The sequence below is a fragment of the Bacillus smithii genome, assembly GCF_001050115.1.
GTDB classification, from domain to species: domain Bacteria; phylum Bacillota; class Bacilli; order Bacillales; family DSM-4216; genus Bacillus_O; species Bacillus_O smithii.
Map to the genome: position 1 here is coordinate 2,100,974 of NZ_CP012024.1, position 14,120 is coordinate 2,115,093.

The 14,120-nt window shown below is 41.0% G+C and carries 13 protein-coding genes and 1 pseudogene; 1 reads left to right on the forward strand and 13 read right to left on the reverse strand.

Going from position 1 to position 14,120, the window contains the following annotated elements:
• Positions 1–153: 153 nt before the first annotated feature.
• The 10 genes and pseudogenes from tnpA to BSM4216_RS09895 all read right to left on the reverse strand — a co-directional run bounded on the left by tnpA (position 154) and on the right by BSM4216_RS09895 (position 9,585).
• Positions 154–556 (reverse strand): annotated as a pseudogene (gene tnpA / locus BSM4216_RS16350) (IS200/IS605 family transposase).
• Positions 557–718: 162 nt separating this feature from the next.
• Positions 719–1,903: a c-type cytochrome biogenesis protein CcsB gene (gene ccsB / locus BSM4216_RS09855; protein WP_048623606.1), complete on the reverse strand. Its 1,185-nt coding sequence runs from the start codon at positions 1,901–1,903 to the stop codon at positions 719–721.
• On the reverse strand, positions 1,900–3,528 hold the full coding sequence (gene resB, locus BSM4216_RS09860; RefSeq protein WP_048623607.1) for a cytochrome c biogenesis protein ResB: 1,629 nt from the start codon (positions 3,526–3,528) through the stop codon (positions 1,900–1,902). The genes ccsB and resB overlap by 4 nt, the downstream gene beginning before the upstream one ends.
• Positions 3,529–3,546: 18 nt before the next feature.
• Entirely contained in the window at positions 3,547–4,080 is a 534-nt protein-coding gene (gene resA / locus BSM4216_RS09865) for a thiol-disulfide oxidoreductase ResA (RefSeq protein ID WP_003355205.1), read from the reverse strand.
• A 276-nt stretch (positions 4,081–4,356) separates the two neighbouring features.
• Complete coding sequence (locus BSM4216_RS09870; protein ID WP_048624485.1) at positions 4,357–5,082, reverse strand: pseudouridine synthase; 726 nt, start codon at positions 5,080–5,082, stop codon at positions 4,357–4,359.
• 629 nt (positions 5,083–5,711) lie between these two features.
• Positions 5,712–6,245 (reverse strand): spore maturation protein, encoded by a 534-nt coding sequence (locus tag BSM4216_RS09875; RefSeq protein WP_048623608.1) that lies wholly within the window; start codon positions 6,243–6,245, stop codon positions 5,712–5,714.
• Position 6,246: 1 nt separating this feature from the next.
• Entirely contained in the window at positions 6,247–6,837 is a 591-nt protein-coding gene (locus tag BSM4216_RS09880; RefSeq protein ID WP_048623609.1) for a nucleoside recognition domain-containing protein, read from the reverse strand.
• Positions 6,830–7,972, reverse strand: a complete 1,143-nt coding sequence (locus BSM4216_RS09885) for a D-alanyl-D-alanine carboxypeptidase family protein (protein ID WP_048623610.1) — start codon at positions 7,970–7,972, stop codon at positions 6,830–6,832. Before BSM4216_RS09885 ends, BSM4216_RS09880 begins: the two co-directional genes overlap by 8 nt.
• 275 nt (positions 7,973–8,247) lie before the next feature.
• Positions 8,248–8,838: an SMC-Scp complex subunit ScpB gene (gene scpB, locus BSM4216_RS09890; protein ID WP_003355211.1), complete on the reverse strand. Its 591-nt coding sequence runs from the start codon at positions 8,836–8,838 to the stop codon at positions 8,248–8,250.
• A 3-nt stretch (positions 8,839–8,841) separates the two neighbouring features.
• The gene (locus tag BSM4216_RS09895) at positions 8,842–9,585 is read right to left on the reverse strand and encodes a segregation/condensation protein A (protein ID WP_048624486.1); all 744 of its coding nucleotides are present in this window, start codon (positions 9,583–9,585) and stop codon (positions 8,842–8,844) included.
• A 192-nt stretch (positions 9,586–9,777) separates the two neighbouring features.
• On the opposite strand from BSM4216_RS09895, the gene BSM4216_RS09900 reads away from it, so the two are divergent.
• Complete coding sequence (locus tag BSM4216_RS09900) at positions 9,778–10,320, forward strand: DUF309 domain-containing protein (RefSeq protein ID WP_048623611.1); 543 nt, start codon at positions 9,778–9,780, stop codon at positions 10,318–10,320.
• Positions 10,321–10,440: 120 nt separating this feature from the next.
• On the opposite strand, the gene BSM4216_RS09905 is transcribed toward BSM4216_RS09900, so the two are convergent.
• The 3 genes from BSM4216_RS09905 to BSM4216_RS09915 form a co-directional block, all read right to left on the reverse strand.
• Positions 10,441–10,809: a GNAT family N-acetyltransferase gene (locus BSM4216_RS09905; RefSeq protein WP_048623612.1), complete on the reverse strand. Its 369-nt coding sequence runs from the start codon at positions 10,807–10,809 to the stop codon at positions 10,441–10,443.
• Positions 10,810–11,010: 201 nt separating this feature from the next.
• Positions 11,011–12,333, reverse strand: a complete 1,323-nt coding sequence (gene lysA, locus BSM4216_RS09910) for a diaminopimelate decarboxylase (RefSeq protein ID WP_048623613.1) — start codon at positions 12,331–12,333, stop codon at positions 11,011–11,013.
• A gap of 258 nt (positions 12,334–12,591) precedes the next feature.
• On the reverse strand, positions 12,592–14,079 hold the full coding sequence (locus BSM4216_RS09915; protein WP_048623614.1) for a spore germination protein: 1,488 nt from the start codon (positions 14,077–14,079) through the stop codon (positions 12,592–12,594).
• Between the last annotated feature and the right edge of the window lie 41 nt (positions 14,080–14,120).

Here is a 14,120-nt window from a genome sequence, read left to right on the forward strand (position 1 = left end):
AATAGGAAAAAAGCCTCTTTTAAAAGGGAAGGATTGAACTTTTTATGAACATCGACAAAATCTGATTGTGAACTACCCGCTACCTACGCTTCGCTTAGAGGTGTGTTGGGTACAGACGAAATTTATATGCTTTGTTTGCCGTATCGAATCACCTCACTTCCTACCTTGATTTTCTATATACTGCTTTATCACTTCAATGGGCGCACCACCTGTTGTAAGTAAGCAAAAGCTTCTTGACCAAAAATACTCTTTCCAAAGTTTTCTTTTCACTTGTGGAAAATGCTTTTTGATAAGTCTTAGAACTTGCACTTTTATAGGCATTGATGAACTTTGATAGTTCACTATTCGGATGTGCTTTGAACAAAATATGTACATGGTCAAGATCGTGATTCCATTCGCCCAAGGAAATATTGTAATGTTCACCAAGTCGAATAAACATATCTTTTGCATAGTCAGATATGGGGTCATCAATCACTGGTCTGCGATATTTTACGACCAGAACAAGATGATAATACAAAAGGAATACCGAATGATTATTATCTAATTCCGTTGATATAACAGCCTTTCATTTATATAAATACGGATTATATCGTAGTACAAAAAAGAGACAACTTTAGGCTACGCCTAGCCGAAATTCATCTCCCACTTTCACTGGTGCTTCCGCACTTTCACGTTTTGAAGTAGGGCACTTCTTTCAGAGGGAAGTTAAAATCGGCTGCTACGCATAAGAATGCAGCCCGGCAATGACGAGATTGACCGCCACTAAGTTAAACATGATAATGATAAATCCGATCACCGCCATCCATGCGGATCGTTCTCCATGCCAGCCTTTGGAAAGACGCAAATGCAAAAAAGCAGCATAAAACAGCCAGGTAATAAGAGCCCAAACCTCTTTCGGGTCCCATCCCCAAAACCTTGTCCACGCAATTTGCGCCCAAATCATGGCAAAAACCAAAGCGCCTAAAGTGAAAACAGGAAAACCGATTAAAACAGCGCGGTAGCTGATTTCATCTACTAAGTCCAAGCTGATGTTTTGGACAAAAGGCTGCAGTAAAGCGGCTATTCGTTTTCTAGTGATCACTCGAATCAGCACGTATAGAATGGTGCCTGCTATCAACGACCAAATCACCGTATTCAGTTTTTTGGCATTAATGATAGCCGGAACGTAGAAAAGTGGATTCATAACGTTTTTCGTTTGCAAATCACCCTCATGAGGACCAATCAAAGCAGGCAGATTATAAACCACTTCCGCCGGCTGCCCTTCTTTATTGACATACTGAAAAGCGGCTTCATAATCCATTACCCGGAAAATGGTTGTCACCGCCACAAAGCCGATGACCGCCACCAGTCCGTACATAATGACTTCCAGCCAAAAAGTCCGTTTGCTCGCTTTTGATTGATCCACCACTTTGATTAAATAAATGAGCCCGGCAATAAAACTGATGGATAAAATCCCTTCTCCTGCCGCCGCTGTCGTAACATGAATATGAAGCCAATCGCTTTGCAACGCGGGGATTAATGGACTGATTTCTCTTGGAAACATGCTCGCATAAGCGATGATAATGACCGCGACAGGAAGAGCGAAAAGGCCAAGTGCAGGCAAACGATAAATAAAATAAATAATGATAAAGGCCCCTACTAACATCATGCCAAAAAACGTCGTAAATTCAAATAAGTCACTCACCGGTGCATGCCCGGCAGCAGCCCATCTAGTAAAAAAATATCCGACTTGAGCGATAAAACCGACGATGGTGATCAAAATTCCTATTTTCGCCCAGCGATTAGGTTCCTTTACCATTTCAGCGTTTTTAGAGCGGATGGATCCGCCAAAAAAAAGCGTTGCTACTAAATACAGAATAAAAGCGGTATATAATAAGTTACTGCTTAAATGTGCTAGCGTCACGCTTCTTCCCCCTTTTCAGATTGGTCAACCGGCACCGGCAATTGGGTTCCTTCTAGAATAGACGAAATTTCTTTTTTTAATCCATACCAGTTTTTATTTGTATGAGCAGCAATATAAACTTCGCCATCTACTTTTCTAATCCAAATCCTGCGATGATTCCAATAAGCGCCTTGAATGACGCCGATCATAAAAATCGCTCCCCCCAGGGCTAAAATCCAAAGAGTTAAATCTTTATGGACTGTCAATGCAGAGACATTCCGTGTTTCAAGGCTTTTAAACTTCATTTTATAATCGGTTGCACCAAGCGGCTCGATAGTCTGCCTGATCGCTACAAAACTCACTTCTCCATCAGGATGCTCAGGCGAAAACATTTTAAATAAGAAAGCAGGATTATTCGGAATCGGAGATTTGGATTGTGGCTCACCATTATTGGCAAATCCTGAAAAATCAGGATAATAACCCATTAATTTTACTTTATAGCCATGTCCTAACGAATACGTTTCTTTAGGTTGAAAAAGATCCACTTTTACCGTTCCGAACTCTTTGCCTGTTTTTTTGTCCGTTAAAGTGAACACCATCGCTTTTGGTTCGCCCAGTTTAAAGGAAGATTGGTAAATCGCGTAATGATCCAATTTGATTGGATGGTTGACACGGATGGCTCCTTCCTTTATCTTTTTTAATTTCGGTGGCGCTCCCGGCAGCCCTTGATTTTCATTTTTATAAAGAACTACATTGGATTGATAGTTTTTAGCGATGTTTCCAACGCGATCCATTGCTTGGTTAAAAACTTCCGGATCTTTCTTTTTGCTGTATTCCTGCAAAATAAATTTTTTATTTTGAACATAATATTTTCCGTTTGTCCCCGGAACCTCCAAGGTTTCCCCTTCCCTTATCCAAAGAAGCTTGTCTACATACATGCCGTCAACCGAACGCAACATAGCTCCAAATAAGAAAATGATCAAACCGATATGATTCACATAAGGTCCCCAGCGGGAAAAGCGTCCTTTTTCCGCCAACAGGGCTTCATCATCCATTCGGATACGGTAATGTTTTTTTTCCAGCTTTTTCTTGATTTTTTCGATGTCTTCATGAAAGTGATGGGCGGAACTTTGAGCAAACAAACGTTGCTTCTTCATAAAGGACTCATGTCGAACCACCCTTTGATTTCTTAAAGCGCGGTACAACGGGATGACCCTGTCAAGACTACAGATGACAAGTGATACTCCGATTAAAGCAATGAGCGTTATATACCAGACAGAGTTGTAAAGATCGTAAAAACCAAGCTTATAATAAATTTCCCCCAACGTTCCATAGACTTGTTTGTAATAATCTCCCGGGTCCACATTTTGAGGAATATACATTTTTTGAGGAAAAATCGTCCCGATGGCACTGGCAATCAACGTGACAATAATGAGGATAACTCCTACTTTAACAGAAGAAAAAAAGTTCCATATTTTATCAATGATCGTTTTATGATAAGTTTGGGAACGTCGAGCGCTTCCTTCGTAGCGCATATTATAAAGTTTGCTTTGTTTCGCTTCTTCCGTAAGTGCTCTCCCGCACGCTTCACAAAGAATAGTGCCATGAGGATTTACGTGGCCGCATTCACATTTCACCTTTTCCATAGTATTTCTCCTCTAACATTATGGTTTAATTTCCGCCAATTTTTCTCGCACTTGTTCCTCATTTTGAAGCCCGCCGATGATGACTTCTTTCACTCTTCCTTTTGAATCAATAAGAAAAGTAGTCGGCAAAGGATCGACTCCGTACGCTCTCAGCACCTCCTTATTGCCATCAATCATGATTGGAAATGTGAGATGGTATTGTTCGGCAAATTTTTTTACTACTAAATCAGGTTCACCGACATTGACAGCGAGGATTTCTACTCCTTTGCTTTTATACTCTTTTCCTACTTTTTCCAAATCCGGCATTTCTTTTTTGCATGGCTCGCACCATGTCCCCCAAAAATTAAGAAAAACTCCTTTTCCTTTGTAATCAGAAAGCTTATGTTCTTTCCCATGCAAATCTTTCAAGACAAAATCAGGGGCTTGATCCCCCTTTTGAACGGACCCTTTCTCATCTCTTGTTAAATTGGCATAAAGTGTATAGCCAACTGCAGCGGCTAAGATGAGGAGAATGATCGTCCGTACCAAAAGGCGTCTTTTCTTTTTATCCACATCAGCACCTCCATCTGATGAAACGATTTCTTCTTCATAGAAGAAAATGCTTCCGTCACATCGTTCATTCAGTATGTACAACAAAGGGAGCGGCCGTTGTCAAAGCAGTGCCTTTGTCAGGCAGTCCGGCCGGATGCGCCGTATTTTTTGAATAATGGTAAAAGTTTGATCTTTTTCAAAAATGAGACAATCATAGAATTTACCTTCATTATACCATTTATTCCTTTATTGAATAGGAGAATGAATCTTCGCGAATTTTATATTTTGAAAACCTCTTCATTCTCCTCTCAGCGCCAGTTCTCTCAGCTGCTTCACTTCATGAGGAGATAATTCACGAAACTCTCCGGCATTTAAACCTTGCAGCGTCAAAAAAGCAAAACGTTCTCTTCTTAATTTCAATACAGGATAGCCAATTTTTTCAAACATTCGTCTAACTTGCCTGTTTCTTCCTTCATGAATCGTGATTTCAACAATGGCGGTATTCTTTTTGCGGTCGCCGCTTAAGAATTTGACTTTAGCGGGTGCCGTCATCCCGTCTTCCAATTCCACCCCTTTTTCCAACTGCTTTAAGGTTGGACGAGGAGGAATGCCTTTCAGTTTGGCAATATAAGTCTTTTCTATTTTATAGCGAGGATGCATGAGCAGATTGGCGAATTCTCCGTCATTCGTCAACAACAACAGGCCTGAAGTATCATAGTCAAGACGTCCAATTGGATAAATCCTCTTGTCCACATGAGGAAAGAAATCGATCACCGTTTTCCGTCCTTTATCATCTCGAACCGAAGAAATCACACCTCTAGGTTTGTACAGCAGAAAATACACTTTTTCTTCCCTTTCAACAGGAATCCCTTCTACTTCAATCTTATCGCTGTCTGAAACTTTCGTACCAAGTTCCGTAACTACTTCTCCATTTACTTTTACTTTTCCTTCTACTATCAGCTGCTCGGCTTTTCTTCTTGAAGCAAATCCTGCCTGAGCAATCACCTTTTGCAATCTTTCCATTTCCATCACCTCTACTGATTTCCTTAGTTGACATTCCTTACTGCATTATCACATATCGTTCCAAAAAAGCAAAGATGAATGTCATGAATGCAAAATGGGACGCTGTCTAACTGTTTTTCGTCGATCTTTCGCCGGACGAATCATGCATTGAAATTTCAGTGGCAACATAAAAAAATGGGACTGCCCCAATAGTCAGTAAAATGACTAAGAGGTGCCCCTTTTTTCATGTAAAGCTTTCTATCAAACATATTTGTGAACGAGAAAATCACTCGCTTTTCGTGTCTTGATCCGTGACACGCCTCGCACGTCCCTCGCTGCTAGGGATCTCGCCCGCTTCGCAATCATCACAGTAAAATGTTATCCGAGACAAATAAAAAAATCGCCTTTTCCATGTATGCAGATGAAAGAAGTTCATATGAAAAACGGCAGCTGATACCAGGTTGCAATGTTTAGATCGGACATTGAAACCCGTTCCTCAAAGATCAACAGACACCGGTTGCTTCACCTCGCATTTGGAAAAACGGAAAGCGTCATGTCCGCCTAAGCCAAATCCAGATATTAGTAGATGCGGGTTACGAGAAAAAACAACTATTTATATACTTTTTTCGAAAAATCATATGAACCGGAGGTCAGGAACCAAAAACGAGAGTCACCACGATGATAGCCACTATAAATCCCGCCAAATCGGCCAAAAGTCCGACTTTTAAGGCATCCCCCATTTTTTTTACCCCAACGGCTCCAAAATAAACAGTCAAAACGTACATCGTTGTATCCGTGCTTCCTTGAATTACCGAAGCTAATCGGCCAATATACGAATCAGGGCCGTGAGTCGAAATCAAATCGGTCATCATTCCAAGCGCCGCATTGCCGGAAATCGGTCTAATTAAGGCAAGAGGAATGATTTCAGGTGGAATCCCTGCTTTTAACAATAAGGGTTTTATGCAGCCAACCAAAAATTCCAGAGCGCCGGATGCCCGAAAAATGCCTATCGACACCATCATCCCCACTAAATAAGGAATAATGGAAAAAGCCATTTGAATCCCTTCTTTCCCACCTTCCACGAACGTTTCATACGTCGGTACTTTTTTCATTGTTCCGTACAGTAATATAAAACCTATAATAAAAGGAATGAGCCATAAGGATATGGCGGATATCCACTGCATATTATTTCACTCCGTTTTTCCTTCGATAATAAAAATACCGGTCAATTAAAATGCCAAAAATAGCGGAAAATACAGTGGAAACCAATGTTGGACCAACAATTTCAGTCGGCGAGGAAGAATGGTAAGTGATACGGACCGCGATTACCGTCGTAGGAATCAAGGTAATGCTCGATGTATTAATAGCCAAAAATGTAATCATCGAGCGGCTGGCTGCCTCCTTTCCGCCATTCAACTTTTTCAACTGCTCCATCGCTTTTATTCCAAGGGGTGTTGCTGCATTCCCAAGTCCGAATAAATTGGCCATCATATTGGATACAATATATCCTAATGCAGGATGGTCGGGAGGCACTTCGGGAAAAAGCCGCCTCACGAGCGGGCGAAAGGCTTTGGACATTTTATCAAGCAAACCGGATTCTTGGGCAATTCTCATCATGCCGAGCCAAAATACTAATACACTGATCAATCCAATGCACAACGTGACTGCTTGGCCGGCTGTTTCGAAGATGGCTTCATTCACTTTATCCATATTTCCATTCACCATCGCAAACAGCAAGCCAATGATCGTCATTCCTACCCATATATAGTTAACCATTTGATTTCACGCCCATCTGCATCGCAAACAAGTCTTTCCAGTACTGTATCCAACCTTTTTTCTCTGTTTTGACTGGTTCAAAGTAAATCGGAATGGACCGAACTTGACGATGATCAAAATAGACAACAGCCCGACCTACTAATGAAGGCACATTTCGGCCTTTTTTCCAAGCCTTTTTAGGCTTTAGCAATTCATAATTCACTTCTACTTTTTTTTCTTCTTTTTTGGTGAGAGGCAGTACCACTTCTTTCTTTGTGTAAACTCGTCCTTTATAAAAAGAATTTTTTACTTCGTCAATTTTTCCTTTTGGCAAAACTACTTTTGGATCGTAACGATCAAATGCATAGTCAAACATTTTTATATGATCATCCCAATCATTTGGATCATCCAAAGTGACGGCAATTAAATCAAAGTCTCCTTTTTGGGCAGTAGATACAAGCGTCCTTTTCGCTTTTTTGGTATATCCTGTTTTTCCGCCCGTACTATATGGATATTTTTCCGTCAACAGTTTGTTTTTATTTTTCCAGACCCTGTCCCAATCCCCCCTGGGGTCAGGCACTTTGTACACTTTTGTACCTGCAATTTTCCGATAGGTTTTATTTTGCATTGCATATTTCGTTAACAACGCCATATCGTAAGCCGTAGAAAAATGATCATCCGAATCATCAAGACCGTGTGGATTCGAAAAATGAGTGTTTTTCATGCCGATCTCTTTCGCTTTTTGATTCATGAGAAAAACGAATCCTTCTACGCTTCCCCCCACGTGTTCCGCAATCGCAACAGCTGCGTCATTTCCTGATCTAAGCATTAATCCATAAACAAGGTCTTTCAGTTTTATTTTTTCTCCTGGTTGTAAATATAGGGAAGAGCCTTCTGTATGAACGGCACGCTTAGACACTTTGACTGTATCATTTAATTTTCCGGATTCAATTGCCACTATGGCCGTCATGATTTTCGTAATGCTGGCAATCCGCTTAATCTCGTGGGGGTCTTTCTCATATAATATACGGCCGCTGTTTTGATCCATCAAAACGGCGCTTTTAGCGCTGATCGATAGTTTCGCCTCTACCGGCTTGGGCCATAAAGGAACAAGCAGCAAAAGGGAGAAACATATGTAAACCAAACTCCTTTTCATTTCCGCCCTCTCCTTCTGTTGTTTGTACAAGTCTATGCAGAAGAAATCGGCATATGATGAAAAGTTGTCGCCTTCTTCATATCGCAAACGGGAAAAAATCAAGCGTGAGAGGGAATTCCGGCAGCTGTTTTTTCATTGGAACCATTTACGGTAAGGTTTCTTTATTCTTTCACCCATCATAAACAAGTAAAAAGGGCAAAAGTGATTTCATTTTAAAATCACTTTTGCCCTTGCAAAAAATGTTTTGATTTTCAATTTACTATATCGTAAAGGAATTATTCTTCAATTTGTAATGTTTCCTGGAATTTTTCAAAAAATAAATCCGCATCCTGCTGATATTCCTCTTCCTCAGGCTGACGGAGCGGTGGCAATTCGTTTAAATCTTTCAGTCCGAAGTAGTCGAGAAACTCATTTGTAGTGCCGTACAAAATCGGTCTTCCCGGGCTTTCTTTTCTTCCGACTTCTTTTATCAATCCTTTCGATATGAGCGTCTGAATAGGACGCTCCGTTTGGACGCCGCGAATCTCCTCAATCTCTACTTTCGTTATGGGTTGTTTATAAGCGACGATGGCCAGCGTTTCCAGCGCCGCTTGCGACAATGACTGAGGCCGCGCCGTTTCAACCATCTTTTTTAAATAAGGAGCGTTTTCTTTTTTAGTAGCAAGCTGGAACGTATGGGCCCACTCGATGATCTGTAATCCTCGTTGTTCATTGTTTTCATATTCTTGCTTCAGATCATTGACAATGTCCATGGCTTCGAATTCTTCAATTTCCAATACATCCGCGATTTGCTTTAACGTCAATCCTTCGTCTCCGGCAGCAAAAAGCAAACTCTCTAAGATGCTTTTCCAATGAATCAATTCCAATCGTTATGATCCTCCTTTCACTGCCAAGAAAATTTCCGAAAAATTTTCATCCTGCTCCGCCACTATTTCGTTTCTTTTCATCAACTCCAAGATAGCCAAAAACGTCACGACGATCACTTCTTTGCCGGTATCAGAGAATAATTCGGAAAATTTTTGCCGTTTTCCGGTTGAGCGCAGCGTCTTTAAAATTTCATCCATTTTTTCTTCAATCGGAATTTCTTCTCTGGCAATTTTGGCCGAAAGTGGCCGTTTCAGTTTTTTCCTCCGGAGCATTTTGTGATAAGCGGCGATCATATCATATACGGTGACCTGTAAATCTTTCAGCGGAGCCTCCTCTTTGGCATAGGACGATAAGTCTGCCGGAGGTTTCGTGAAGATTTGTCCTCTTTCTGCTTCCTTTTCTTTTAACAGCTTGGCTGCCTCTTTAAATTGTTTATATTCTATCAACTTTGTCACTAGTTCTTCTCGAGGATCTTCCGGTTCCCAATCCTCAATGTCTTCGACGATTTCTTCTTCTTGCTTTGGAAGCAGCATTTTACTCTTTATCGCTAACAGCGTTGCCGCCATGACTAAATATTCGCTGGCTACATCGAGCTCGAGCTCTTTCATCGTATGAATATACAGCATATATTGCTCTGTAATTTCCGCCATTGGAATGTCATAAATATCTATTTCCAGATGCTGGATTAAATGAAGAAGCAAATCTAAAGGCCCTTCAAACCCTTCAACTTTTACATTAATCTGCATATTATCACCAATTCTAAAAAGCAGAAGATATTTCTTCTTTAAGATCATGAGATTGGTACATGCTCCATACCAACATTAATAGTATAGTGGATCCCCTGCTTGTTCTCCAAGTTTTATTTTCATTATACTTTTTCCATCATTCATGTTAAGCTATATTTGAATTGCGAAAAATCAATCTGAGGTGTACCCGAATTGACCTATCCCGTTTCTTACTTATTGTATTTAGCCCATTTTCATCTGGATCATGATTACTTTGAATGTCATGAAATATTAGAAGAATATTGGAAAAATGAAACACAACAAAAACGCGACTCCGTTTGGGTCTTGCTGATTCAAATTGCCGTTTCCTGCTATCACCATCGCCGTGGAAATTTCAAGGGGGCCGGTAAATTGCTGTCGAAGGTCCAAACACAGCTGAAAAAAAATCGAAAAGAACTCTTTCAGCTCGGAATCGATCCGGACCGTCTTTCACATTTACTTTTATCCCGTTATCAAGACATTCTGAATCAGAAAGAGTTTCGGCCGTTTGCTCTCCCATTGAACAATCCCAACGTGAAAAATCAGTATATGCAATTAGCCCGACAATTTTCTATTTCCAACTGGAGTGACATCCGCAATAGAAAGTACATTGTCAACCGACATTCGCTGCGAGATCGTTCCAGTATCATTGAGAACCGTCTGAAGTCACTGGAAAAGCGGCATAATTCCGGTGCTCCCGCATGGAAAAAATGCTGAGCTTCGTTCAAGATCTTTTTTAATCTTTTCAAACTTCTTAAAAATCCGCCATAACGATTTCGGGCGGCAGGCGTAAAAAAAGAGTGCCCAATCTTTGGAACACTCTTTTACCACATTTGATTAAGCATCATCTTCATTTAACTCGCAATTATCGAAGAACGCAGCTGTATACTCGTTGGGTTTCAGCTGCTTATCGCTGTGAAGTTCTTTGAGAGCTTTCAGCATCGCTTTTCCGATTCCTTCTTGACGATAGGAAGGATTGACGCAAATATGTTGAATTTCAGCAATATTTCCTTCTTTTAGTTGAATTCCAACGACTCCGACAATATCTTCTTTATCTTCTTTTTTCCATAAATACAGCTGCCATTGATCATCAGTTTCGTATGTTTTCATGGTTTGCTGTAGCTTTTTAACGTCCTTTTCATTAGGCATGAACGATAACAAGCCCATTGCAATTTTTTCAAAAGACTTTTTATAACGAATAAGCATTCTTAATCCCTCTTAAGTTCGTGTATTTCCGCTACACTCTTTCCATTCATCCAATGACATAGCTGTAACTATATTACTAAAATTTATCGAAGGAATCAACTTATGGTTGCAAAATGGAAATATATGCCTGAACGAATCCGTCGTCTAGCCAAAATAGGCGTAAGATGCTTCTTCCCGTTCTCCACCTCTTCTATCCTTTCATTATGCGTTTTCAACGGAAACAGTTAGCGGTAAGTCTAATTTCACCAAATCTTCATAGCTTTCCCTTTTGATCACAAGACGCGCTTCTCCGTTTTCGACAAATATCACAGCCGGCCGTGGAATTCGATTATAATTGTTGGCCATGGAATAACCATATGCTCCCGTACAAAAAACGGCTAAAATGTCTTTATGGTTCGGTTTTGGAACAGGCAAGTCCCATATCAGCATATCGCCAGACTCGCAGCATTTTCCCGCAACGGATACCGTTTCTTCTACAGGATCATTCATCCGATTGGCAATGACAGCCTCATATTTGGCATCGTAAAGAGCCGGCCGAATATTATCCGACATTCCCCCATCAATGGCCATATATTTCCTCACTTCAGGAATATCCTTCATTGAACCGATTGTATACAATGTCATTCCGGCATCTCCCACAAGAGAACGCCCCGGCTCAATCCAAATTTCCGGCATTGTTAAATGAAGAAGCTCCGTCTGCTGTTTCACTTCGTGGATAATTTCTTCCACATAGCGGGACGGTTCCAGCGGATCATCCTCGCTCGTATATCTTATGCCGAACCCACCGCCTAAATTAAGAACTTCAGGCTGAAACTGATACTTTTCTTTCCATTCCGCCATTTTGGTCAACAATTTTTTGGCCGCCAGCTTAAACCCGGTCGTTTCGAATATTTGTGAACCGATGTGGCAATGAAGACCAAGAACATTTAAATAAGGTGAGCGAAGGGCCATTTTCAGCGCATCTTCGCTTTGTCCGCTGTTTAAATCAAACCCAAATTTGGAATCTTCCTGCCCTGTTAAAATATAGTCATGAGTATGAGCTTCCACTCCAGGCGTCACGCGCAGCAAAACATTTACTTGTTTGTCTTTCTTTTTGCATAATTGCTGCAAGAGTTCAAGTTCATAAAAATTATCAACGACAATGCACCCGATCTCGTAATCAAGCGCCATCTCCAACTCTTCTTCGCTTTTGTTATTGCCATGAAAATGAATTTTTTTACGTGGAAAATCCGCTTTAATAGCCGTGTACAGCTCACCGGCAGAAACAACGTCAAGCGAAAGTCCTTCCTGATCTGCCAGCTGAAGCATGGCGATGGAAGAAAATGCCTTGCTGGCGTAGGCAACCTGAGCCTTAACCCCCAACCGTTCAAATGTATTTTTAAATCCGCGCGCCCTGTTTCGGATCATGGCAACATCATATACATACAGCGGTGTACCGTATGTTTTCGCCAATTCTACCACATCTGCGCCGCCAAATACTAAATGCCCTTTCTCATTAATGGCAGCTGAAGCATGTTCTACCATTTTTATCCCTCATTCCGTCATCCGATTTCTGATATAATCACCGCAAGATTCTGATAAATCTATTGATGAAAACAATCGACAGCCGAACACTGTCGATTGATCTCGTTTCATAAAAAAGATAAATGTAATATAACATATATTTGAAATCAGCTCAACTTCAAGATTACCACTTTGTTCCTCCGGCCTATTTATTACTTGTTTTCATCCTATTCAAAACAGAGTAAATCAATATGGCAGGGAAGTTTTAACTGATTTCGATCATGATGATTTGGTTGGCTGTTTGTATCGATCTTGCGAGCGAACAATGCTCGGACGAATTTTTTCTCCCGGTACAGGACGCCTTACCAACACATTTAACAACGCTTTTGGATGAAAAGGGATAAACGGCCATAAATAAGGTGTATTTAAAGAACGAATACTGGCCAGATAGATGAGAAAAACGGTGCTGCCGATGACAAATCCCGGAACTTTAAAAAGGACTACCATAATGAGGAGAAACATTCGTGCCAACGTATTGGCAATGCTTAATTCATAGCTGGGAGTCGTAAAGGTCCCGATGGCTGCGACGGATACATATAAAATGACTTCCGGAACAAACAGTCCAACTTCCACTGCAATATCACCGATCATCACGGCTGCAATCAGCCCCATAGCCGTTGATAACGGCGTCGGTGTATGAATGGCCGCTATTCTGAAAAATTCGATTCCCATGTCTGCTAAAAAGAGCTGAACCACTACAGGAATATGCGACTTTTTGTGGGGGCCTATATAATCGATTTGATCCGGAAGCAAGGATGGATCTTTCACACATAAATACCAAAGAGGCAACAGAAAGATGGAAATAAAAATGCCGATAAAGCGCGTCCATCGTACAAATGTCCCTACGGCTGCTGCCTCCCGGTATTCCTCGGCATGCTGGACATGATGGAAAAACGTTGCAGGAGTTAAAATAACGCTTGGCGATGTATCCACAATAATCATCACATGCCCTTCCAATAAATGGGCGGAAGCGATATCAGCTCTTTCTGTATAACGAACGAGTGGATATGGGGTATAGCCTTGCTTCAGCAAAAATTCTTCTACTATTTTATCGGCCATGGGCAAGCCGTCGATATTAATGTTTTCAAGCTCCTGCCTGATCACGTTGACTAAGTCGGGATTAGCCACATCTTTAATATATCCAATGGCTACATCCGTTTTGGAACGCTCCCCTATTTTCAATAACTCGAACCGCAATCGTTCATCACGGATTCTCCTTCTTGTTAATGCCGTATTCATAATGATATTTTCCACATAGCCATCACGGGAGCCTCGCACAACTTTTTCGGTGTCCGGCTCTTCCGGCTGTCTGCCGGGATAATGCCGAACATCGACAATAAAGGCCTCTTCTTCCCCTTCCACTAAAATGGCTACAAGCCCGGATAGTACTTGATCCACCATTTCATCAATCGTTTTCACTTTCTGAACCGATTGATTGACAATTCGGTTTTCCACGATTTCTTTTACTCGAATGGTATTTCTTTCTGTATCGTTGAGACGAGTCAAAAACATCAAAATACCTGTAATAAAGGAAGTATCGCATAGACCGTTCACATAATATAGATGAACGTTTTTTCTGATGATTTTTAGTTTCCGAACACCTAGATCAAAGCTAGTGCCCAATCCCACCCTTTCTTTCATCATTTCTTCAAGATGAGAAAGGTCTTTAGGAATGGTGGTTTTCGTATTGAGATCTTGCTTTCCCATTGTTAAACGCTCCCTTCCAATGTATCAACAAAACAAACATA